Annotated in this window: 16 protein-coding genes and 3 pseudogenes; 11 read left to right on the forward strand and 8 right to left on the reverse strand. The window is 67.3% G+C overall.

Translation table 11 applies throughout. The annotated features are described in order from the left end of the window. Positions 1-36 precede the first annotated feature (36 nt). The gene (locus ACIHCQ_RS27315) at positions 37-285 is read left to right on the forward strand and encodes a hypothetical protein (RefSeq protein ID WP_399667605.1); all 249 of its coding nucleotides are present in this window, start codon (positions 37-39) and stop codon (positions 283-285) included. A 21-nt stretch (positions 286-306) separates the two neighbouring features. On the opposite strand, the gene ACIHCQ_RS27320 is transcribed toward ACIHCQ_RS27315, so the two are convergent. From ACIHCQ_RS27320 to ACIHCQ_RS27335, 4 genes are all read right to left on the reverse strand, one after another. After that, entirely contained in the window at positions 307-1,512 is a 1,206-nt protein-coding gene (locus ACIHCQ_RS27320) for a Gfo/Idh/MocA family protein (protein ID WP_399667608.1), read from the reverse strand. Positions 1,513-1,573: 61 nt separating this feature from the next. Next, entirely contained in the window at positions 1,574-2,923 is a 1,350-nt protein-coding gene (locus ACIHCQ_RS27325; protein WP_399667816.1) for an ABC transporter substrate-binding protein, read from the reverse strand. A 17-nt stretch (positions 2,924-2,940) separates the two neighbouring features. Beyond that, entirely contained in the window at positions 2,941-3,918 is a 978-nt protein-coding gene (locus ACIHCQ_RS27330) for a carbohydrate ABC transporter permease (RefSeq protein ID WP_399667611.1), read from the reverse strand. A gap of 18 nt (positions 3,919-3,936) precedes the next feature. Further along, the gene (locus ACIHCQ_RS27335; protein ID WP_399667613.1) at positions 3,937-4,905 is read right to left on the reverse strand and encodes a carbohydrate ABC transporter permease; all 969 of its coding nucleotides are present in this window, start codon (positions 4,903-4,905) and stop codon (positions 3,937-3,939) included. Positions 4,906-5,085: 180 nt separating this feature from the next. Here ACIHCQ_RS27335 and ACIHCQ_RS27340 point away from each other — a divergent pair, with 180 nt between their 5' ends. The 3 genes from ACIHCQ_RS27340 to ACIHCQ_RS27350 all read left to right on the forward strand — a co-directional run bounded on the left by ACIHCQ_RS27340 (position 5,086) and on the right by ACIHCQ_RS27350 (position 9,167). Beyond that, positions 5,086-6,240 (forward strand): ROK family protein, encoded by a 1,155-nt coding sequence (locus ACIHCQ_RS27340; protein ID WP_399667616.1) that lies wholly within the window; start codon positions 5,086-5,088, stop codon positions 6,238-6,240. 481 nt (positions 6,241-6,721) lie between these two features. After that, the gene (locus ACIHCQ_RS27345; RefSeq protein WP_399667619.1) at positions 6,722-7,345 is read left to right on the forward strand and encodes a lasso peptide biosynthesis B2 protein; all 624 of its coding nucleotides are present in this window, start codon (positions 6,722-6,724) and stop codon (positions 7,343-7,345) included. Between the two features lies 1 nt (position 7,346). Next, on the forward strand, positions 7,347-9,167 hold the full coding sequence (locus ACIHCQ_RS27350; RefSeq protein ID WP_399667622.1) for an asparagine synthase-related protein: 1,821 nt from the start codon (positions 7,347-7,349) through the stop codon (positions 9,165-9,167). Here the strand turns inward: ACIHCQ_RS27350 and ACIHCQ_RS27355 are convergent. Beyond that, positions 9,151-10,368: a hypothetical protein gene (locus tag ACIHCQ_RS27355; protein WP_399667624.1), complete on the reverse strand. Its 1,218-nt coding sequence runs from the start codon at positions 10,366-10,368 to the stop codon at positions 9,151-9,153. The two genes, ACIHCQ_RS27350 and ACIHCQ_RS27355, sit on opposite strands and share 17 nt — an antisense overlap. A gap of 458 nt (positions 10,369-10,826) precedes the next feature. Between ACIHCQ_RS27355 and ACIHCQ_RS27360 the strand changes: the two are divergent. Beyond that, positions 10,827-11,956 (forward strand): annotated as a pseudogene (locus ACIHCQ_RS27360) (IS110 family transposase). A gap of 238 nt (positions 11,957-12,194) precedes the next feature. Here the strand turns inward: ACIHCQ_RS27360 and ACIHCQ_RS27365 are convergent. Both ACIHCQ_RS27365 and ACIHCQ_RS27370 read right to left on the reverse strand, forming a co-directional pair. Continuing rightward, positions 12,195-12,371: a hypothetical protein gene (locus ACIHCQ_RS27365; RefSeq protein ID WP_399667627.1), complete on the reverse strand. Its 177-nt coding sequence runs from the start codon at positions 12,369-12,371 to the stop codon at positions 12,195-12,197. Between the two features lie 228 nt (positions 12,372-12,599). Further along, entirely contained in the window at positions 12,600-13,253 is a 654-nt protein-coding gene (locus ACIHCQ_RS27370; protein WP_399667630.1) for a TetR/AcrR family transcriptional regulator, read from the reverse strand. A 115-nt stretch (positions 13,254-13,368) separates the two neighbouring features. Between ACIHCQ_RS27370 and ACIHCQ_RS27375 the strand changes: the two genes are divergently transcribed. From ACIHCQ_RS27375 to ACIHCQ_RS27385, 3 genes and pseudogenes are all read left to right on the forward strand, one after another. After that, on the forward strand, positions 13,369-13,929 hold the full coding sequence (locus tag ACIHCQ_RS27375) for an NAD(P)H-dependent oxidoreductase (RefSeq protein WP_399667633.1): 561 nt from the start codon (positions 13,369-13,371) through the stop codon (positions 13,927-13,929). A 1,050-nt stretch (positions 13,930-14,979) separates the two neighbouring features. Next, positions 14,980-15,567, forward strand: coding sequence for an ATP-binding cassette domain-containing protein (locus ACIHCQ_RS27380; RefSeq protein ID WP_399667636.1), 588 nt, complete (start codon positions 14,980-14,982; stop codon positions 15,565-15,567). After that, positions 15,470-16,150, forward strand: a pseudogene (locus tag ACIHCQ_RS27385) (hypothetical protein). Before ACIHCQ_RS27380 ends, ACIHCQ_RS27385 begins: the two are co-directional and overlap by 98 nt. A 439-nt stretch (positions 16,151-16,589) precedes the next feature. Here ACIHCQ_RS27385 and ACIHCQ_RS27390 read toward each other — a convergent pair. Further along, positions 16,590-16,745: pseudogene (locus ACIHCQ_RS27390) on the reverse strand (IS3 family transposase); the annotation flags it as partial. Between the two features lie 816 nt (positions 16,746-17,561). Between ACIHCQ_RS27390 and ACIHCQ_RS27395 the strand changes: the two are divergent. The 3 genes from ACIHCQ_RS27395 to ACIHCQ_RS27405 all read left to right on the forward strand — a co-directional run bounded on the left by ACIHCQ_RS27395 (position 17,562) and on the right by ACIHCQ_RS27405 (position 22,159). Further along, positions 17,562-19,520 (forward strand): transglycosylase domain-containing protein, encoded by a 1,959-nt coding sequence (locus ACIHCQ_RS27395; RefSeq protein ID WP_399667818.1) that lies wholly within the window; start codon positions 17,562-17,564, stop codon positions 19,518-19,520. Positions 19,521-19,580: 60 nt separating this feature from the next. After that, the gene (locus ACIHCQ_RS27400) at positions 19,581-20,873 is read left to right on the forward strand and encodes a hypothetical protein (protein WP_399667638.1); all 1,293 of its coding nucleotides are present in this window, start codon (positions 19,581-19,583) and stop codon (positions 20,871-20,873) included. Positions 20,874-21,013: 140 nt separating this feature from the next. Then, positions 21,014-22,159: an amidase domain-containing protein gene (locus ACIHCQ_RS27405; RefSeq protein ID WP_399667641.1), complete on the forward strand. Its 1,146-nt coding sequence runs from the start codon at positions 21,014-21,016 to the stop codon at positions 22,157-22,159. Positions 22,160-22,597 lie beyond the last annotated feature (438 nt).

Consider the following 22,597-nt stretch of genomic DNA (forward strand, 5'->3'; position numbering starts at 1 on the left):
TAACGAGCAGCCAGGCCGGACAAGGCCCGCGCGGATATGGCCTACGGCTCCCGCGCGAACCGCGCCTACCTGCGCAGACGTGGCATCGGCCGCACGATCCCGGAGAATGCCGATCAAGTCCGCAACCGCAAAAAGCTCGGTTCCCGCGGTGGCCGACCGCCGCGCGGCGGAGTGCGGCATCAACCGGCCGAAAAGGCACCGGGCCGTGGGGCCACGAGATACGACAAACCAGCCGTCCGCTACGAAGCCACCGTGCAGGTTGCCGCCATCATCGAGTGGCTGTGACCAGCACTTTCGCAACAGAACCTAGGCGGCCCCGGGCGCGTCCCCGAAGTCCGGGATCTCCAGCCGGACGCCGCCCTGCCGCGCGGAGTCGTGGGCGATGATGCCTGGCAGTGTGTAGCGGGCAGCCACCCATGCGTTCACCGGCGGCAGGGTGCGCGTATTGACCGCCGTCACGAAGTCGTCCACCAGGAAGTGGTGGCTTCCCTCGTGGCCGTTCGGCAGATGATCGAACTCGCGTGGCAGCCGGGCGCGGTCGTGCACCGGCGCAGACCCGGACGTGAAGACGTCCCGCAGCGCCGGGGCGATGTGCTGGAGCGACGGGTCGTCGGGCGGCAGCGTGGGCTTGGGCTGGAGGTGTTCGGAAATATCCGTGACCTCCTTCTTGTCCTGCCAGAAGCTGACCGTGGCCAGCTGCTCCATGCTGGCGTCCGTACCGAAGAACCGGAATCGCGACTCGCGTATGTGCGACGGATAGCCGACCCGGCGGAACTCGTTCGTACGGAACGATCCCCCGCCCGCGACCTCGAACAGCGCGGTGGCATTGGAGACGTCATTCCCGAACTGACTCACTTCCTTGTCGAAGACGCCGTCCCCGCGATCATCGAGGACACCGATCGCGGAGACGCTCACGGCGTGCGTCTGCCACGCGCCGAGCACCCCACCGACCGAGTGCGTCGGATACAGCAGCGGCGGATAGCTCGCGGTGGCCTTCCACTCCTCGCCCCCGCTGTACTGATACGCCTCGTAGAAGCCCAGATCCATGTCGTGGACGTAGTCGCCCTCGGCGTAGAAGAGCCGGCCGAACGCACCCTCGGCGATCTGGTTGCGGGCATATACGGTGGCCGGGTTGTACTGGCTGGTCTCGCCCATCATGTACGTCAGGCCCGTCTCGCGTACGGCGTCGATGATCGCCGCGATCTCCTCCCGCGTGATGGCCATCGGCACCGCCGAGTACACGTGCTTCCCCGCCCGCAGCGCCTGGACGACGAGCGGGCCATGGGTCCAGCGCTGCGTGAAGATCGCGACCGCGTCCACGGTCTGCGACTCCAGCATCGCCTCGTACGAAGGGAAGGTCCCTGCCAAGTCCCCGTCCGCGACGAGTTGTGCGGCACGCTCGGGGAGCAGGTCGGTGGCGAAGACCTCGCTGACTCCCGGATGGGCGTGGAACAGCTTGGCGAACTGGCCGGCGAACTGCCCGGCACCGACAATGCCCAGGGTGAATGTCATAGGGGTTTCCTCCGCTGAGGTTGAGGTTGTGCGTGTGGGGGACGACAGGCACTGTGCCGGGTCACTGGGACAGCAGCAGGTTGATCTGGCTGTTGGTCCGGTCAAGGCCGCTTACCGGCGCGCCGTTGGCGTAGATGTCCTGCATGGCGGGTCGCATCAGCGCGTACACATCCGCCGCGTAGTTGGTGATCGGGAAGGGGAACGTCGTCTTGTCGGTCACCGGCTTGGTGAACGCGGTGACGTCGATGCCCTGCTTCTTGAATGAGGCGACGGCCGCGGCCGTGCCGTCCTTGGTCGCGGGGAAGACGATGCCGTGCCCGCCCACCGTCTTCTGGCAGGCGTTGGAGGCCAGGTGGGCGACCCACTTCTCCGCGCCCTTCTTGTTCGGAGCGTTCTTGGTGATGGAGTCCGCGAGGCCGTTCAGCATGGTGGCGCGCTTCCCGGTCGGGCCGACCGGTGTCAGCGCCGTGCCGACGTCGATGCCCTTGAGGCCGTAGAAGTTCTTGATCATCCAGGAGCCGTGCATGGCGACCGCGGCCTTGCCCGTGCCCACCTGCACATCAGTCCCGTTGGACTGCGACCAGTCCTTGTGGGGGGCGAGGAAGCCCTTCTTCGCGAGGCCGAAGTACCAGCTGATCGTCGACTGGAACGCCTCCTGGTCGTAGTTGTAGTGGGTGCCCCAGGCCTTCTTGTCCGTGTAGGTCCAGCCGGCGGACGCGGTGAAGCTGCTCCACTGCGTCTGGCCGTCGCCGTCCCCGGCGTCGTTGGTGGCCAGGCCGTAGACCTTGACGTGGTTCTTGTCGAAGCCGGGCTCGTCGCCGCGTACGCCCTTCGCGTCGACCGTGAGGTGGGCGATGGCCTTTTCGAAGGTGCCGCCGTCCGTCGGGTTCCAGTCCAGGGTGTTGAGGGATTCCGCGGAGAGGCCGGCCGACGCGGCCATCTTCTTGTTGTAGAAGAGGGCGACGGTGTCCCAGTCCTTCGGCGCGCCGTACCGGTGGCCGTCCTGGCCGGTCCAGGAGGCACCGAGTCCGGGCTGGTAGTCGGAGTCCTTGATCTTGCTGGTCAGCGGAAGCTCGTCGAGCGGGGCGAGTACCTTCAGATCGGCGAACTGGCCGAACTTCTGGATGTGGTCGGTGAAGACGTCCGGCTCGGTGCCCGCGATGAAACTGGCGGTGAGCTTGGTCCAGTAGTCGTCCCAGCCGAGCTGGGTGATCTTGACGTCGAGCCCGGGGTTCAGCTTCTCGAAGCTCTTCGCGCACGCCTGGTACGCGGGCAGCTGATTGGAGTCCCACAGCCAGTACGAGACCTCGCGGGAGGAGGACGCGCTGTCGGACGAGGTACCTGACGCGCATCCGGCTGTCAGGGAGAGTGCGAGGGCGCCCAGGAGCGGGGCGCTGCGACGAATTCGCATGAGCATGAGGTGCCTCCCTACTTGATTCCGCTGAAGCCGATGGAGTTGACGATGCGCCGGGCGAAGAACCCGAAGAGAACGAGCATCGGCAGCGCGGACAGCAGCGTCGCTGCCATCAGCCCGGACCAGTCGGTGCCGGTCTGCGGCGACTGCGCCCGGAAGATGCCCAGCGCGACGGTGAGAACCCGCGAACTGTCGGTGTACGACACCATCAGCGGCCAGAAGTAGTCGTTCCAGGCCGTGATGTAGGTCAATACGGAGAGAGTGATCACCGGCGCGGACGCCATGGGCAGCAGCAGCCGGAAGAAGATCCGGACCTTGCCGGCGCCGTCCAGCAGGGCGGCCTCCTCGATCTCACGGGGCAGATTCATGAAGAACTGCCGCAGGAAGAAGACCGCGAACGGGGTCATGAACAGGCTGGGCAGGGCGATCCCGAACAGGGTGTCCACCAGCCCCAGTTGCTTGATGAGAACGAAGTTCGGCAGCAGGGTGAAGATCGACGGCACCATCAGCCCGGCGAGGAACAGCGCGAACACCTTGTCCCGGCCGCGCCAGCGGAGCCGGGCGAAGGCGTAGGCGGCCATGGCGGAGAAGAACATCTGGCAGCCGGTGATCAGCGTCGCCACGCCCACCGAGTTGAGCAGATAGCGCCAGAAGTCCAGGGAACCGCCCGCACCACCCTGGGCCATCGCCTCCTTCTGGCTCTGCAGCCCTAGCACCCTGGCGAAGCCGCCGGCGGTGAGGCCCACCGGTCCGGGGGAACCGGGATCGGCGCGGAGCGAGGCGTTCGTGGAGACGGCGGTGCGCAGGATCCAGTAGAAGGGCAGCAGGGTGATCAGGATGATCACGATCATCGTTGCCCAGGCCAGGATGCGCCCGAAGGAAGGCCGGCGCCGGAGGCGCTTGTACGTCAGAGGCGCCACGGGCGTCGCAGGCGTCGGCAGCACTGAGGGTGTCGAGGGCGTGGGGGGCGTCGGGGTCGTCACAGCGGTCATGTCAGCAACTCCCTTCAGTCAGCCGAGGTCGGTGTGGCCGGCCCGGGTGACCCGGTACTGGATGATGGTGATCACGCTGAGCACCACGAGGAGCGCGACGGACATCGCCGAGGCGTAGCCGAACTGGAACCGCCCGAACGCGGAGCTGTAGATGTACAGCTGGAGCACGTTGGTGGCGTTGGCCGGGCCGCCGAGGGTCGTCACCGCGACCGTGTCGAAGACCTGGAACGATCCGATCACGGTCATGATCAGAACGACCGCGAGTACCGGCCGCAGCAGCGGCAGCGTGACCCGCCAGAACATGCGCCACTCACTCGCTCCGTCGATCTTCGCGGCCTCGTAGACATCGTGGGGGATGGCCTGGAGACCGGCGAACAGCAGCAGCGCGGTGTACCCGACGTGCCGCCATACGTTGATGAGCGCGATCGTGGGTATCGCCCAGGTCTCGTCCGCCAGGAATGGGATGTGCTCGAAGCCCAGGGCGCCGATGATCTCGTTGCCGATGCCGAGCTGTGTGTCGAGCATCCAGAGCCAGACGATTCCGGCGACCACGTTGGAGATGAGGTAGGGCGTCAGCACGATGCCGCGCAGCAGAGACGACTGCGTGAGCCGCTGCATGAGTACGGCGATGGCCAGCGCGGCGACCGTCTGCACCCCGATGTTGATGAACACGTACTCGAGGGTGACCCGCAACGATGCCCAGAAGATGGGATCGTTGACCATGCGTACGTAGTTGTCGAGGCCTACCCACTCGGCCGGGGTCAGCAGGTTGAACCGGGTGAAGCTGAGCCAGATGCCCCGAAGGGTGGGCCAGAGCAGGAACACCAGGTAGCCGAGCATGGCCGGCGCGATGAAGAGCGCTGCCAGGGCGCCGTCTCCGCGCCCGCCGCCGTCGCGTTCATGGGCCTCTTTCTTCGGTCTCGTCCGGGTTTTCACCGCGCCGCGCAAGCGGAGGCGCGATGGTGGACTGCTGGAGGCGACAGTCATCTGGGACTCCCTGATGTGCGGCTCGTCCTCGGGGAGCCCTTACTTTCGACCCGGAATAAACTTCCCGTCAATAGCCAGGCGGGAAGAACCTTTTGCGGCAGTGCGGCAGTGAAGTTCAGTTGACATTAGTTCCGTAACAGAATAAATCTTGGGGATGACTCCTTCGTGCGAGAGGTTTCCATGAGCACACGTGTCGAGAGCTGGCTGCCGCTGAGCCCCGGCGAACGTACGGTGGCGATCGAGGTACTCACCCACGGCCCGCTCTCACGGAGCGAGATTGCCCGCCGGCTCAACCTCTCGGCGGGCAGCCTTACCCGGCTGACGAAGCCGCTGCTGGAGTCGGGCCTGCTGGTGGAGGAGGGCACGCCCACGGCCTCGTCCCGGCAGGGCCGTCCCTCGCAGCCCCTGGACATCGTCGCGGACTCCCGGTACTTCGCCGGCTTCAAGATCACCGAGGATATGGTCTACGGCGTGGTCACCACGCTCAGAAGCGACATCGTCGCTCGCCAGGACCGTCCGCTCACCACCCATGAGCCGCACGCGGTCGCCGATCTTCTCCAGGAGATGACGGACGGCTTCGCGCGCGGCTTTCCCCGGCTGGCCGGAGTCGGCATCGGTGTGGGCGGTCGCGTCCGGGAGCGGTCCACCGTGGTTGAGTCCGTCTTCCTGGGCTGGGACGAAGTGCACTTCGCCGACCTCGTGGAGGAGCGCACGGGCCTGCCGGTGGTCGTGGAGAACGATGTCGCGGCGCTGGTCGAGGCCGAGACCTGGTTCGGCGCGGGCCGGGGCCTGGAGAGATTCGCGGTGCTCACCATCGGGGCGGGCATCGGGTACGGCCTGGTCCTCGGCGGCAAGCGAGTCCGCACCGCCGAGGACGGGCGTGGCGTCGGCCGCCGCTGGATCGTCGATCCGTACGGTCCCCTCACCCCGGACGGAGAGCGCGGCAGCGCCATCGCACTGCTGACGATCCCCAGCATCCGCCACCAGGTGCAGGCGGCCGTCGGCCGGGAGGTGAGCTACGCGGAGATCCTCACCCTCGCCGCCGAGGGTGACCCCCTGACCTCGCGCGTACTGAACGAGGCGGCTCGGGGCCTGGGCACGCTGGTGGCCCAGATCGCCAACTTCGCGATGCCGCAGAAGATCCTGCTCGCGGGTGAAGGCGTCGGCCTGGTGGATGTGGCGGGGACGGCCGTCCAGGAGGCCATCCTCGCGAACCGCCACCCGCTGGCGGACCCGGTGGTGCTGGAAATGAAGGTGTCCGATTTCCATGACTGGGCGCAGGGGGCGGCGGTCCTGGCCATCCAGGTGCTGGTCCTGGGGGCGGGGGAAGGCTGACGCGCATGTGGACGACGAGGGAGCGCCGCAGCCCTTCTGCCCGAGGTTCCTTTCACTCCCGCCGACCGGCGCCTCACCGACCGGCCCGTCCTGCCGGGCACCGGCTACCTGCGGCGCGGCGGCCTTGCCCTCTTCGGCGAAGACCTGGCCCGCCGATTCTGCGATGCGGATGCCCTCCGTGCTTGGCTGCCAACGAATCGGCCGGATGAGAACTGCCGCCCACGCAGCCCGGCGAACCGCTCGTGCTTCGCGGCGCGGGTCACCGGCAATCCGCTTGCGGGGCATCCGGGGCCGAGTAGCCTGGAATTAACTGACGGTTGCCTGACCCTGGAGGTGGGCGATGTTTCTCCGACTGCTGCGCCGTCGTATGCCACGCGGGCTTGTTCTTCTCGGCAAGGGCAGTCTGATCCGGGGCTACAGCGGTAGCTATTACGACGGACACGGATACATGGGCTGACATCACGCGCCTGGAGGATGTGCGGTGGCAGAGGATACCGATGCCCTGGTAGCCATGACGCGGATCCTGTCACCGCACTGCCGTGTCACCAGGATGTCGAGCGGAGCGCTGATCGCGGACTGGAGGCGGACGCGTTTCCTGGGAATGGCAACCGCAGACATCCAGAAGTTCACCGACGGGAGCGCTGAGGAACGCGCGGAACTCGTCACCAGTCTCATGCACGCCGGGTGTGCCACGGCCCGCCCGAGGGAGCATTCCGACACCGAGGTCGGGCTCTGGCTGCGCGGAGTGCACCTGCTGATCCGGACCATGGGTTTCGGGCGCGTCCTTCGGCTCCTGTCCTTGGCAGCCCCGGAGTACGCCCGTGCGGACACCCCCTCCGCGGAGGACGTCGCACGGCTGAAGCGAGCAGTCACATCGCACAGCCGCAGTAGCTGGCTCGTCAACGACGACTGCAAGGCCGAGGCCGTGACGGCTTTCGTTCTGCTGCGGCGGCGTGGCCTGAAGGCGGTGCTGCATGTCGGTGTGCGCGAGCATCCGTTCGCCGTGCATACCTGGACGTCTTCGGCCGACATGTGCATCCCTGATGCCGATCCGCACGGGCACACGTTCGCGCCGGTTCTCTCGATCGACGGCGGAGGGCAGTGACGTGGAAGCACTCGGCCTCGAATGGGCCGAGGGCGCACCGAAGCTCTGGGCGGCCGGGGACATGGCGCGGCAGGGACTCGTGACGACGGTCTCCTCACGGGCCGGTACCGCGGCGGTCGTCGGCTGGGTCGGCTCGTTCCGTGACCGCGTGGCGGGCGCGCGCCGCCTCCTCGACGACTTCGGCCGACCGGGAGCCGCACCGCGTCTGCCGACCGGCGACTACGCGGCTGTCCTGGTGTGCCGCGACCGCATCCTGCTGATACGGGACGAGCAGGCACGCACCCCCCTGTACTTCAGGGAGTCCGGTGGCCGCGTGAGCTCGGTGAGTACCTCGGCGCGCCGCTTGGGCGACGCGGCGGAGCTGGAACGTCACTACTTCTGCCGGTACCTGACGGGCAACATGGCCCAACCGCACTCGGAACTCACCCCTTTCGCCGGGGTGCACCGCGTCCTTGGCGGCGAGGTGGTGGAACTTTCGCTCACGGGGCAGATGCGCGGTCGGGTGTCGCGACGCGACCGTCAGGCCGACGACCCGTCGTTGCCGGCATCAGACGGACGCGGCTTGAGCGGGGCCGCGAAGAGCCTGCGCCTCGCACTGGAGAACGCTGTTGGGCGCCGTATGGGCGAGATGACGGCATGTCATGTCTCCGGCGGCACCGACTCCACCAGCATCGCGTTGCTCGCAGCGCGTCTGCTCGCCGCGGGAGAGGGCCACCCCGGGGACCTCGTCCTTCTCGCCGGGGGCTTCGGCAGGGGAGAACTGGCCGGGGAGCAGCCGTACCTCGACGAGGCGATGGAGGAGATCCGCCGTCACGCACCTGCGGCGCGCACAGTCGTCGTCGATGTCGACGACGTGGCCGACTTCGACGACTTCCAGCACCACGCGGGAGATCCGGACGAGCCTCATGCGCACGCCTTCCGCGCCCCGTTCTGGAGCAGGCTGCACGCCGCTGCGGCGGAACTGGGCTGTGACATCCTCCTGACCGGCTGCGGAGCCGATCCGATTGCCGACGCCAACCCGTTTCACCTGCACGGGCTGGCCCGCACAGGACAGCTCCGGCAGATGACGAAGCAGGCACGTGCCTGGGCCGCGGGCAGCGAGCGGGGTTTGCGGGACGTCGTCTCCGCCTACGTCGTGCGGCCGACGCTGCCGCTGGCAGCCGAACGCATCACAGCGCTCGTCCGCCGTCGCGGAACGGTGCTCGGCGGCCTCGGCAGCTTCACCCGCCCCCCATGGCTGCGGTCCGGATTCGCGCGGGCTCACGGCTACCGTGAGGCCGGCATCGCGGAGAGCCACTTCATGTTCGGACGCCAGCCGGAACAGTCCCTCTACGAGGCGGCCAATTACATCGCCGCTCCCGACCCACTGTCCTGGCACCGCGCACGGCAGGACGGATTCTTCCTGTCGCATCCCTTCCTCGACCCAGAGGTCATCGCCACGATGCGCCGCCTCCCCGCCGAAGCCACGTTCCGTCCGGGCCGTCCGAAGGCGGTTCTGCGCGAGGCCATGGCAGATATGCTCCCGCCCGGGATCCGCGGCCGGGTGGTCAAGGTTCCCTTCGACGAGGTCTACGCCCGCGGCTTGCGGACACATGGCGAGGAACTCATCGACCTCTGCCGCGCCGCGAGGCATCCGCTGGTCGCGGAGATGTTCGACGTCGAGACGCTGTGCCGGGCGGTGAGGGAGGCGCAGCTCGGCGTGGGGGACGCCTACTCCTGGGATCGCGTGAACAGCTCTCTCGCCCTGGTGATGTGGCTGGAGCGATTGCGTCGGCGCCCCCGCACGCGGGGTGCGGTCATGCCGCTCATCGCTGACTCTTGATGTCCCACAGCGTCTGTTCGAACGGGCCCGTTTGGGCCTCGACGATTCCGTACCGATTCACCAAGTCGTGCGTTTCTGCGTCGCTCATCTTGCGGTCTTCCTCACCGCTTCGCGTAATGGTTTCGAGCACGCTTGCGCCGTGCGGGCCGAATGTCCAATAGACAGTGACGAAGCGTGGATCCCTCGTTTGTTCGTCGATCGCGTTGTTCTCGCGCACTCTGCCGCGGTAGATGACGGAGTCGACGTCTTTCTGCGTCTTCATCCAGCGGGGCACTTTGCCGCCAGACCAGGAGTTCCCCTTCGGGTCGACCTTCTCCAGGCCGAGCCGGTCCTTGCGCGCGAAGCTCGCGGTGGCGTAGAACGCCAACTGGTCGTAGGGCGTGCCGATAGGCAGTTGCACAACCGTTCGGGTGACGAACTCGTCATTTGACTCGATCCAGTGTCCAGGCGGCATCCATGGCTGCGCCGCCACCAACTGGCCGGGCTGGTGGATCTCCCTGCGGGAAAGCGGGTGCGTCTCCAGGAAGTGGGATTTGCTCCACTGCTCGGCATCGGCTCGCCACTGCGTGCGGAGCCGGTCTCTCGGGCTCAGCGGCACCCGTTCCCCCATGGCGTGGAACTCCGCGCCGAGCACGTAGAACCCCAGATCGCTTTGGTTCTCGAGTTTGATGTCGACCGGCACTGAGAACGCCTTACGGTTCTGACTCAGCATCGGCTTCCCTACGGTCAACTTGATGACAGGCTTGGCCCCGCTCTGGTACGGCTTGTAGAAGGACTGGTAGCCGAAATTGGCCAGCGCAAGACACGAGGAGACAATCACTGCCGCGGCCACCCGTTTGGGAGCGGGGATCACGACCGATGTCCGCCACACCGCGATGACAGCCCACAGGGAACCCGCCGTGAGCAGGCCCCACAGCACCCGGTAGGCCGTGGAATCGCCCTTGAGTGTCTCGAGCAGGAGCATCCCGTTGGTCATCAATGCCGCGACTGTGCCGATCAGCGCGACCATTCCCGAATAGGGGAAGCTGTTCCGGTACCAGTGGTCCACGACCGCGGCAGCGCCCAACACCGTGGTGGCCGCAGCCAGGATGAGGATGGCACCGGTGATGCGACCCGTGTAGGTCAGGGCCCAGCTGACGTTCGCGATGCCGAACCGACCCGTTAGAAACGCCGACAGGAGGAGGACCAGCAGGATCCCCACCAAGACCGCCAGTGACCTTCCGGGACTCGACGGGATCCGTAGCGCCGGCGGGCGCGAGCCGACGCCGGACCCGGGGGGAATCCTCACGTGATCACCTCCTGACTCCGCAGGCCGTGCGCGATGTGCCGGCCGTGCCGACGGTGACCGCGACCGGACACACACCCAAGCCGGCCGGGAAGAGTCCCGCCGGTCGGCACCGGCGTACGCCAACAGGACCCATGGGGTGTCCCTACCTTTCTTGTCGGGTCTGATCTGGTCATTCGTGGGATCGGAGGGCCCAGGGGCTCCGGGTGTGGCCGGCATGGTGTAGCCGCTGGACGGCTTAAGGAGATTGGCTGCCTGGAGCCCCGCGACGACTCGGCCGCCAGTTGGGATGTGCGACGCAATATCGCTGTGCAGGGACGCGTCGGCGAGGTCGTCTGCCGGGAACGGTGAACGACGAGCTGACGGAGGTGGCTGTGCCCTGGATATGGGCGGGCGTGGACGCAGGCAAGGAACACCATCACGGCGTGGTGATCGACACTGACGGCAGACGGCTGCTGTCCCGTCGCGTGCTCAACGACGAGATGGCCCTGCTGGAGCTGATCGCGGACGTGCTCGCCCCGGACGAGGAAGTCACCTGGGCGGTCGACCTCAACCACGGCGGGGCAGCACTCTTGATTGGCCTGCTCGCAGCCCACAACCAGCCGCTGATCTACATCACCGGCCGCGCGGTCAACCGCGCCTCGGGCAGCTACCGGGGCGAAGGCAAGACGGACGCCAAGGACGCGTTCGTCATCGCCGACCAGGCCCGGATGCGCCGCGACCTGGCGCCGCTGCGGCCCGGTGACGACGTTGCGGTGGACCTGCGCGTCCTGACCGCTCGCCGGACCGACCTGGTCGCCGACAGGACCCGGCAGATCAACCGGCTGCGCGCTCAACTCCTGGAGGTCTTCCCCGCGTTGGAGCGGGCTCTGGACCTGACCGACCAGGGGCCGGTGACGCTGCTGACGGGATACCAGACCCCGGCGGCGATACGCCGGACGGGTGCCCGCCGCATCGAGACCTGGCTGAGGAACCGCAAAGTCCGCGGAGCCACCGCACTCGCCAAGACCGCGGTGGATGCAGCGAACGCCCAGCACACTGCGCCGGCCGGGAAGAAACTGGCCGCCACCGTGATCGTGCGGTCGGCCAAGGGGGTGATCGCCCTCGAAGAGGAGATCGCCGAGATCGACGCCCTGATCGAGGCTCGGTTTCGCGAGCACCGGCACGCAGAGGCGATCCTGAGCCCGGCCGGGATGGGTACCAAACTCGGCGCTGAGTTCCTCGCCGCGACCGGCGGGGACATGAACGCCTTCGGCACCAGCGACCGGCTCGCCGGCCTCGCCGCTGCAACCGCAGCCTGCTGCGGTTGTTCTACCTGTCGTCGTTGACGAGCCTGCGACTCTGCCCCGCATCCAAGATCTACCACCACCGGAAACGCGCCGAGGGCAAAGGACACAAGCAGGCCCTGCTCGCACTCGCCCGCCGCAGAGTCAATGTCCTGTGGGCCCTGATCCGTGACGGACGGTGCTACCAAGCCACACCACCCGTCACGGCAGCCGCTTGACAACGACATGGGGAATCTCCTTCGACCGCCACTGGGGGCACTGCACGGGTGAAGCACCGCCTGACGAGCCCCTGCCGGCTTCCTGCGGCACGTACCTCGCGGTGGCGTCGCGGATCGTCCGATCCGCGCAGCGGACCCAGGAGACCTGGAGCTGCGCCGGGGGCTCGAGCACCATCGTCCGTAGTGATCCGTCGGATCACCATCGGGATGCCTCCGGACGGCCCAACCAGGGGGTGCTTCAGTGAGCAGGCAGGCCGTCGCGTACGTGCGCAGCCTCGGCATCGCCGACAACCGGTCCGAAGACGTACCCGACATCATGTGCCTGCACCTGAACGATGGTGAAATACCGCAGCTCGCGGCCCGGGTCGGGTTGGACGCCGAGGAGTTCCGCGAGCAGCTGTGCGGCCTGAAGCACACGTGCCCGTGGATGTACTCGAGCACTCGGACGGCCTGTGGGAGATCATGTACGGGCCGTCGTACTCGCGGCGAAGCCACCCGCCCGACGTGGCAACAGGCGGCGCGCTTGATACTCCGTCTCACCCTGGAAACCCCGCCTGGGATACCGAAAGATCCACGGCGAGCTACTCAACCCGGGATGCGACGTGCTCGGAACCGACCTTGGACGGCCGACCCCGCCGAGCGCCTACGCCGCTGTTCCCAGGCGTGCGACAAGGTCGCGCCAGCCGGCTGCCACACGTTCCGGCGACATTCCTCGCTGGGCGATCAGATGATGAGCAAGCGTGGTGTCGAGATACCCCATCAGTGTGTGCGCGAGGAGCTCGATGTCACCGGCTGCCTTCGCCTGGCGCAGGAGCATGGCCACGTGGGTGATCCGGAGACGGTACGACGGGGCGGTGTAGCGCCGGGCGGCTTCCGCGTGGGCGGCCAGGTAGAGGCCACGGTGGGCATGTTCGTGGCGGATGACACCCAGGCCAAAGGCCTGTAGCCGCTCCAGGGCCGACACACCGGGCCCCAGCGGTGGCGGGCCCGTGAGGAAGGCGGCCTGGAGCTGCTGCTCGTGATGGTCCAGGAGTGCCATGAGCAGTCCGGTGCGGTCACCGAACCGCCGGAAGACTGTGCCTTTCCCGACCTGCGCGGCAGCGGCAACGGCATCCATGGTCAGGTTCTCGGCTCCGCGCTCTGCGGCGAGATCGGCCGCGACCTCAAGGAGCCGGGTGCGATTGCGTGCCGCATCGGCCCGCAGCCGAGGCTGCTCACCGACAGACGTGAGCGTGAGATCCATCCGTCCGTCCGGGACGTCGATCGGTGCGGGAAAGGGCGGAATGGACGCAGTCATGGCTCCAGCGTAGCGCCACGGGAACAGAAGTGGACTGTGGTCCGTTTAGCTGGTACAACCTTAAGCGGACCTTGGTCCGTTTAGATCGGACCGCATATCTTAGGAGTTACCGCTCATGTCTGTTCGCATCCTCGCGCTCGTCGGCAGCCTTCGTGCCGGTTCGCACAACCGCCAGCTCGCCGAGGCGGCCGTAAAGCACGCTCCCGAGGGCGTCGAGATCGAGCTGTACGAGGGGCTGGCCGACGTGCCCTTCTACAACGAGGACATCGACGTCGAGGCCGGCGTACCCGAGGCCGCCGCCCGGCTGCGCGCCGCGGCCGGCCAGGCGGACGGCTTCCTGCTCTTCTCGCCCGAGTACAACGGCACCATTCCGGCCGTCCTCAAGAACGCCATCGACTGGCTGTCCCGCCCTTACGGCGCCGGCGCCATCGGCGGAAAGCCCGTCGCCGTGGTCGGCACCGCCTTCGGCCAGTACGGCGGTGTCTGGGCGCAGGACGAGGCCCGCAAGGCCGTGGGCATCGCCGGCGGCAAGGTGCTGGAGGACGCCAAGCTGTCCATCCCCGGCTCCATCACCCGCTTCGCCGACACCCACCCCGCCGACGACGGCGAGGTCGTCGCCGGACTGACCGAGGTCATGCAGCAGCTCACCTCCCAGGCCACCCTCACAGCGGCCTGACACCGACACCGGTCGGTGGCACGACACGACGCCGCGCCACCGACCGGCACAGCACAGCACAGCCGATGAACCCAGGGCGAGAGCACGAGGATGGGTACGGTGACCATGCGGTGCCTTCCCTGCCGTGCGCCCTGTTCCCTGGTCCGCTCGAACGCGAGGACGCCGCCCCCTCGGCTTGCCGACCACCGCCGGCGCGTGGCGTTCCGCGAGACTCAACCGGCCGGGGCAGCGACATCGCCGACGTCACCACTCTCATCAGCCAGAGCGCGCCCCTGCCCACTCCGACGTCTACGAACACCCAAGGAAACTGACCCTTCGTACGACAACCGAGTTGGTGCGCCGTGAATTCGCCCAAGAGGAACGGGCAGCGGGTCGCGTTGCGCAGTCGCTGACCGATTCCCTTTCGCACGGGTGGCATGGATGACGTGAATGGCAGGAGAAACCGAATGCGACAGAGGCGTTACTAGAGCGCTCTAGTCGCTGAAACTAGACCGCCCTACCATCCCCGTCAAGGCTCTCCCCGACCCGGTCGATACCCGGTAGTGCGCTTTCAGCGCGCGGTCAACGCGTCGATCGCAGGGAAATGCCGGGAGATATAGGGAGATACAGGGATGATCATCACCTACCGGCGAAACGTCCGCCGATAGGTGATGTCGCAGCGCGGGCCGGAGTGCCGAAGGCGCTGGTCTCGCTGGCGTTCCGCAAGCGCCAGGCGCCGGCGAGCAGACCCGTGCCCGGGCGCTGGAGGCCGCCGCCGACGCGCTCGGCCCTGAGCCGGCACTTGGCCGCCGGATCGCCTCGCCCTCCCTCGATGTCGCACGGACCACCGCGACCAGGGCCTGGGGCCGGCCCTCGACCATCCCGTCGGGCTCGGCCACCGCGAGATGGCGCACCCCGACGGAGGCACCGGCACGATCGCCGCCGAGCGGCTGCGGATCATCACGGGCGACTACACCGAAGAGGCCCACACCCGCGCGGCCCAGGCCCTGCTGGACGGCAGGGGAAGGCGGAATGAGCGCCGCCGCGCCCACCGCCGGAAACGGAGCAACCATGTCCCCCATCGAAACCGACACCAACACCGACGCCGACACCGCGGAGCACACCGGCGAAGTCCTGCTGGAGCTGGTCTCCCTCACCAAGCGGTACGGCCCGAACACCGTCCTCGACGATGTCAGCTTCAAGATCCACCAGGGCGAGGTGGTGGGCCTGCTCGGTGACAACGGCGCCGGCAAGTCCACGCTGGTCAAGGCAATGTCCGGAGTCGTACTCGCCGAGCAGGGCGACTACCTCTGGCGGGGCGAGAAACCGGTAGCCGAGCTCGGCGGCGACGCGCAGCACGCGCTCGCGGTCGGTGCGCCTGTGCTGGGACGGGTGCGCCGCCCCGGCGGTGGCCGCAGGCCGGCCGACGAGTGCGACCCGGGACCGGTGCCGGCGCTTGAGGCCCTGATCGAGCCGCGGGAGGTCGGCGACCCGGTCTCCCCACTGCGCCGGACCACAACCTCGCTGCGGGACCTGGCCCGGGAGTTGACCGCAGCAGGCCATCCGGTCAGCGCCCCGGTCGTGGGCAAGCTGTTGCGCTCGATGGGCTTCACCCCTCCAAGGCACGGCCAAGACCCGTGCCGGAAACCACGTCCCTGACCTTGACGCCCAGTTCCGGCACATCATTGCCACGGTCGAGCGGTTCCTGGCTCATGGCCTGCCGGTGGTGAGCGTGGACGCGAAGAAGAAGGAGCCGATCGTAGACCCCGATCGCGATCCCGTACGGCGTCTACGACCTGGTGCGGGACACCGGCTGGGTGAACGCGGGCACCGACCGAAACACCGCCGCCTTCGCGGCAGAGTCCATCCGCCGCTGGTGGAACCAGCAGACCGGCGGGACCACCCCGGCACCACCCGGCTCCTGATCACCGCCGACTCCGGAGGAGCGAACTCGGCCGACTCCCACCTCTTCAAGAAGGACCTGGCCGCCTTCGCCGACGAGTGCGCACTGACCATCAGCATCCTGCTCTGCCCGCCTGGAACATCGAAGTAAAACAAGGTCGAGCACCGCCTGTTCTCCCGTATCACCCACACCCTGCGCGGACGACCGCTGACCAGCTGCCAGATCCTGCTTCAAAGCATCGCGGCCACCCGCACCAGCACGGGACTGACCGTCAACGCCGTCTCGACGAGAACGACTACGCCGCCGGACGCACCCTCACCAAGGCCGAACGCAAAGTGATCACGCAGCGCGTCCAGCGTGACGACTTCCACGGGGAGTGGAACTACACCCTCGCCCCATACGACGCTCAGCGGGCACCGCCGGCCGGGCCGGAACAGGCGAAGACACCCCGATCCCGGCCGAGGCCACCTCCCTGCTCACGCACCCCGCCCTGACCGGCATGTCCCGCGAGCAGTTCGACCGGCTCGTGGAGGAGCTCGAGACCTGGTGTCGGGGTCCTGGCGGAGGCCAAGGCGAGCGCGAGAAGAAGAGAAGCACCAACCGGCGCGGGTACAACCCCTACTGGCCTTCGCCACACCGACATCGTCGCAGCCCTCGCCCAGCCCGGCGGACCCACCCCACCCCGCACACTCGAGGCCCTGCAGAGCACGATCGCCGGCTACACAAGCAACATCAAACCGTGCAGTAGTTGATTGACGGTTCCTCACCAGCAGGCCTCGCCCGCAAAATACTTCGCGGCCCTCCGCAGAATCTCCCGGTCGAGCTCGAGTTCTTTCACCCGGGCCCGCAGCTGCCGGTTCTCCTTCTCCCATGCGGTGGCCTCACCGGCCCTGGGCCGGGCGGCCTGCCCGGCTCCCCGCACCCACGTGCGCAACCCCCCGTGACACTCGAGGTCCTCGTCGGCCTTGCGGAGCGGTCGAACGCCGCGTTCCGACAGGGCCGCGAACGTTGCCAACGTCCCCGGCTTCGCGGGACCGGGCCTCGTCGGCACCAGCGGTCCCGGGCCCGTGCCGAAACTTCCTCGGCGCCTCGGTGATCATGTTGCCCTAACTGGCAACGCGGGGCAGGATGTGCCTGGGGGACCAGAGACATAATCAAGCCAGTTTGCCGTGGGGGCGCGTGGAGATGTGCATGAGCGAGCGCTGCCGAAGGCGGCCACTCCCTCCCTCCATGACGTTCCCCTCGGACCGATTTGCATCTGCAGTCTGCGGATAGACTTCTGCGACCGGCGCTTTCAAGCCAATCTGCTGCGTCGAGGGCAGAGGATGACCGTTTATGTTACTTCTATCCGGTTCTTGATCGAAAATATTTCAATCTCATTGATAACTTGTGAAGGCCTGCGACATGCCGAAAGGCCGGGGAATAAGGGGCTCGTAGCCGCAAATGCGGCGTTTGCTCTGCCCGCGCGAGCAGTTTCAAGTGGGGAGAGTAAACGCAGTGACGATCGAGGCATGCCGCTTGGCAGGTGTCGGACACCCCGCAGCGGGTGCACACGCCGGAGCCTGCCGTGGCTAGGCCGCAAGGCGGTGGCTCTCATCGCCGCCGGGCCGCACCGAAGTCCCCCTGGTACCGCCGCAGCGGGGAACAAGCCGGAGCCGCCCCGGACGCTGAGGCGGTCTCCCACCCGACGGGCGCCGGGGCCGGTCACGCACCACGTCGTGGTGGCCGAAGCAGTCCCGCACGGCACCCCATCCTCGGCCGCTTCGTTGACCGGTTCGCGCCGGTCGCCCGCCGGCTCCGACCGCATTACCCGCGGCCGGGCCGCAGCGGCTGGCCGCGCTGGGTTCCCTCCGTGCGCCAGTGGGGAGCGATCGTGCTCATGTGTCTGGGGCTGAGCGGCGCGTTGCTGGGCGTCGCCTATGCCACCACGGACATACCGAAGAACCTCAACACCTACGCCACCCAGCAGGACAACGTCTACTTCTGGTCCGACGGAACACCGATGGCCCGCTCCGGCTGGGTGAGGCGGCAGGCGATGCCGTTGAAGGACATTCCCGAGCATGTGAGGTGGGCGGTTCTGGCGGCGGAGAACGCGAGCTTTTACTCCGACCCCGGCATTTCTGTCAGCGGAATCACCCGCGCGGTGTGGAGCACGGTGGGCGAGGGGGACACGCAGGGCGGCTCCACCATCACCCAGCAGTACGTCAAGAATGTCTACCTGACCCAGGACCGTTCCCTGAGCCGCAAGTTCTCCGAGGCGATGATCGCCATCAAACTCGACCGGAGCACGAGCAAGGACCGGATCCTGGAGGGCTACCTCAACACCAGCTGGTTCGGCCGCGGCACGTACGGCATCCAGCGGGCGGCCCAGGCCTACTACGGCAAGGACGTCGGCGAGCTCAACGTCAGCGAGGCGGCGTTTCTCGCGTCCCTCCTCAAAGGTGCGGGTCTCTACGACCCCGCCCTGAGCCGCGAGAATCACGAGCGGGCCGTCGAACGGTGGTCGTGGAACCTCGACCGCATGGTGGAGATAGGCAAGCTGTCCAGGTCCGAACGGGACAGCATCACGCGCTTCCCCATGCCCGTCGATCAGAACGGGGTCTACGAGACCGGCAAACAGAGCGACTACCTCGTGGAGCTGGCCGTCCAGTACGCCAAGAAGTCCGCGCACATCTCGGACAAGGAATTTGACCTGGGCGGCTACCAGGTCTACACCACCTTCGACCGGCAACGGATGACGGCGCTCACCAAAGCCGTCACCCGAGCCCGCAAGGAGGCGAAGGACCGCGATCCGGACAAGGCCAAGACCGCGCACTTCGGAGCCGCCTCGGTGGCCGACGACGGTCGGATACTCGCCGTCCACGGCGGACTGGATCACCGCAAGCAGGGCTTCAACGAGTCCAACGCCACCACCGTCCAAGCCGGTTCGGCGTTCCTGCCCTTCGTCTACGCGGCCGGTCTGGAGAACGGAGTCCGCAAGCAACGCGACATCCCGGCGACCCCGCTCACTCCTCAGGCCGTCTATGACGGAAACGACGGCGTCCCGGTCACCACACCCGAGGGACCTTACTGGGACCGCAGCGGCAAGAAGGTCGCCGCACACAACGACGGCGGCAGGTCCTGGGGACCGATCACCCTGCACAAGGCGCTCGCCGAGTCCGTGAACACGCCGTTCATGCAACTCGGCATGGACACCGGCCTGGACAAGGTCCGCAAGGTTGCAGAGGGGGCCGGCCTGCTCCCTTCCAGCATGGGACCGCAGGTGCCCGGGCTGTCCCTCGGCAGTTCCACGCCCAGCGCGATCCGGATGGCGAACGCCTACGCCACGTTCGCGGCGGAAGGCAGACATACCGAGCCCTACTCGGTGCGGCGCATCACCCGCAACGGCGCCCAAATCGGTCTGGAGACGCCCCGTCCCCGCCGCGCCATGCGCGCCGAGGTGGCCGACCAGGTCACCGAGGCACTCACGGACGCGTTCCGCGGCGAGCACCCCACCGCGGCCCAGGTGGCAGGCAAGAGCGGCACCACGCAGAACGACACCGCCGCCTGGTACGTCGGCACGAATCGGTCCGTGTCGACCGCCGTCGTCGTCTACCGCATGGACCTGACCAAGAGCCTCGAACCGCTGCCCCTGAAGGGGCTGGCCGGCGCTCCCGACGCCGGCATTCCGTACGGCATCTGGTCGAGCGTTATGAGTCCGCTCGGCTGACACCGACGGCCGAGGCGCCGCGCCACCGAACCCCGACCCCCCTCGCAGAATGAGCAATGCATGAAGTCGACATCCGGCCGTCGCCGCCGGTCCCGCGGTGCTCCCCGCTTCGCCAGCCCGGTCTTCCTGGCCATGGCGGTCCTCCTCATCGTGGCGTCCATCGCCACGGCCTTCCTCACGCTCACCCGCTCGGACGACACCATACCGACCGCGTCCAGCGGGAAGCGGGACGGTCCCGACAGCCGGGGGAGCGCACCCCGGGCAGCCGAGGAGCCCGAGTGGGACGGCAAGACGAAGGTCCTCGGGGACGGATCCACGTCGTACACGGGTCCACAGAAGGGACAGCTGAAGCCGAAGCGGCTCAAGCCGGGCGAGAAACCACCCCAGTTCGTCGTCTTCTCCTGGGACGGCGCCCTGGAAGGCGACGACCATCTCTTCACCCACTACCGGGAGTTGGCCAAGCAGTACGACGTTCACATGACGTTCTTCCTGACCGGCATCTACCTTGTGCCCCAGGAGCGCAAGACGCTGTACCGCCCACCGCAGCACGAGCCGGGAGCCGCCGCGATCAGCTTCCCCACCGGCCCACACATACGCTCCACGCTGGAGCAGCTCGGCAAGGCGTGGCAGGACGGGCACGAGATCGGCTCGCACTTCAACGGTCACTTCTGCGAAGACAAGGGCGGGGGCGACTGGAGCACCGAGGAGTGGAGGAGCGAGATCCGCCAGTTCTACTCCTTCGTGCAGAACTGGAAGACCAACACCGGCTACGCCGACCTGCCGCCGCTGCCCTTCGACGCGAAAAGGGAGATCACGGGCGGGCGCGCGCCCTGCCTGGAGGGGCAGAAGAAGCTGCTCCCCGCCATCAAGAACTTGGGCTGGCGCTACGACGCCAGCTCTTCGGGCGACTTCCAGATCTGGCCCGTCAAGAAGGAGGGCATCTGGGACTTCCCGCTGCAGATGCTCCCGTACGAGGGCGGCAAATTCCAGGGCTTGTCGATGGACTTCAACTTCCTCTACAACCAGTCCGAGGGTGAGACCCAGGGTGATCCGACCCAGCACGCCCGGTGGAAGGCGGAGACCACCAAGACCTATCTCGACGGCTTCAACCGCGTCTACCACGGAAGCCGGGCACCTCTGTTCATCGGCAACCATTTCGAGGACTGGAACGGCGGCATCTACATGGAGGCCGTCGACGAAGTCATCAAGACGGTGTGCGTCCGCGAAGACGTCCGCTGTGTGTCCTTTCGGGAACTGGCCGACTGGCTCGATGTGCAGACACCCGAGGTCCTGGAACAGCTGCGCAGCCTGGAACCTGCGCAGTCACCGGACTGGTCGACGGTGGTGAAGTAGTCTGTGGCGGCAAATTTACCGTCAGGCATCGCGAGTTGCGCTGCTGCGCGCGAAGTCACCCCCGGATCATCATGATTAAGGAGAACATGTAAAGATCCTTCCCCCGGGGCGCGACCGCCCCGGGGTCAAGGAGAATCCCAGTGAGATCAGAGACGTTGAGCAGCCACGGTGCGATTGTTGCGATCGTAGCCCTCTCCATCGTGTCCCTGCCCCTGCCCGACGCCCATGCGGCCGACGGCGCGCGGGTCACCATTCCCCAGGTGACCCGGGCGACGAACGACACCTTCGGTCGTGTCGCGGACGCCGTACTGACCGACCGCACGGCCGCCCTGCTGGACCGGAGCCAGGTGGCCCGTCAGGCGCCGAGGTTCGCGGCAGGAGGCGTGCGTCTGTCCGCCGAGCTGACCAAGAAGGAGAATGGCGCACTGTCCTCGCTGGCCGACAGGCGGTCCCGGCTCGGGGCGCTGAACGAGGCCTACAGCGCCGCGGACACCAAGGTCACCGTGGACAAGACCACGGTGCAAGGACCGCAGGCCACGATCCAAGTCACCGAGACCACCACGCTGACCTACGAGAAGATCCGAGGGGACGAGCCCGCCACGACGGGTTTCACGGCGCATCATGAACTGACCTTCACGGCGCAGCCGAACGGCACATGGGGGCTGTCGAACATCCGGCGCACGGACAAGGGACCCCGGCCGGTCAACGAGCCGGCCCCGACGGCGCCGGTCCTGACCTCGATGGCGGTCATCGACGCACCCCGCGCCGCCACCAACTATCCCGCACCGGCAAACCCGAAGAAGAAGACCGGTACGGGCTACAACTACACGGCGATGGCCACCTATGCCGAGAAGCACTGGAAGAACTACAACCCGGAATACCGGAGCTTCAGCTCGGCAGGCGGGGACTGCACCAACTTCGTGAGCCAGTCCCTGAAGGCCGGCGCGTGGAAGCCGGTCACGACCTCGAACGAGGACTACGGCACCTGGCATTACGGCACATCCGGCCAGTCGGTCTCCTGGATCGGGGTGAACGAGTGGTCGTGGTTCACGCAGACGGCCAAGCGTTCCACAGCCCTGGCGAACGTGTACCAGCTGGACATCGGCGACGTCATGCAGATGGACTTCGACAAGGACGGGTCCAAGGACCACACCATGATGACCACATACCGGAGTGCGAGCGGCGTCCCGTATCTGACCTACCATGACACCAACACCTATCGCAGGTCGTTGTCCAGCATCATCGCGTCGTACCCGAACTCGACCTACTACGGCTACCGCACCTGAGGCTCCGCCCGCCTTCCGGAGCGGGTCTGTTCCGTGCTGCGGCACCAGGGGCTCCGGGCCGACCCGGGGCCCCGCGGCCGAGGCGACGGCTCAGGCACCCTCGCACCTCGAGTTCACCGGCCCAGCCGGCCATGTCGGCGGCAGCACACTCCGCCGACTTGCCCGGCCCCGTCCGAGCATCGACCATGTCCCGCACTGGTCACACTGGCGCCGCCGCAGACAACACCAGGCCCGCACCAGCCACTACAAACGACGAGACCACACACCACCAGAAACTGTCCCATCGTCACGCAAAAGACCGTTCTTGACACACCTGCCCCACGCCTATCTACACGGCGCTGGTTCTAGATCGGCAGCCCGACTGTGCTTCAGTGACGGAGAATGGAGAAGCCGCCCGGGGGCAGTCGTCGACCAGTACCAGCTCCACGGGGGCTACGC

It is taken from the genome of Streptomyces sp. NPDC052236 (genome assembly GCF_044548015.1).
Lineage (GTDB): Bacteria > Actinomycetota > Actinomycetes > Streptomycetales > Streptomycetaceae > Streptomyces.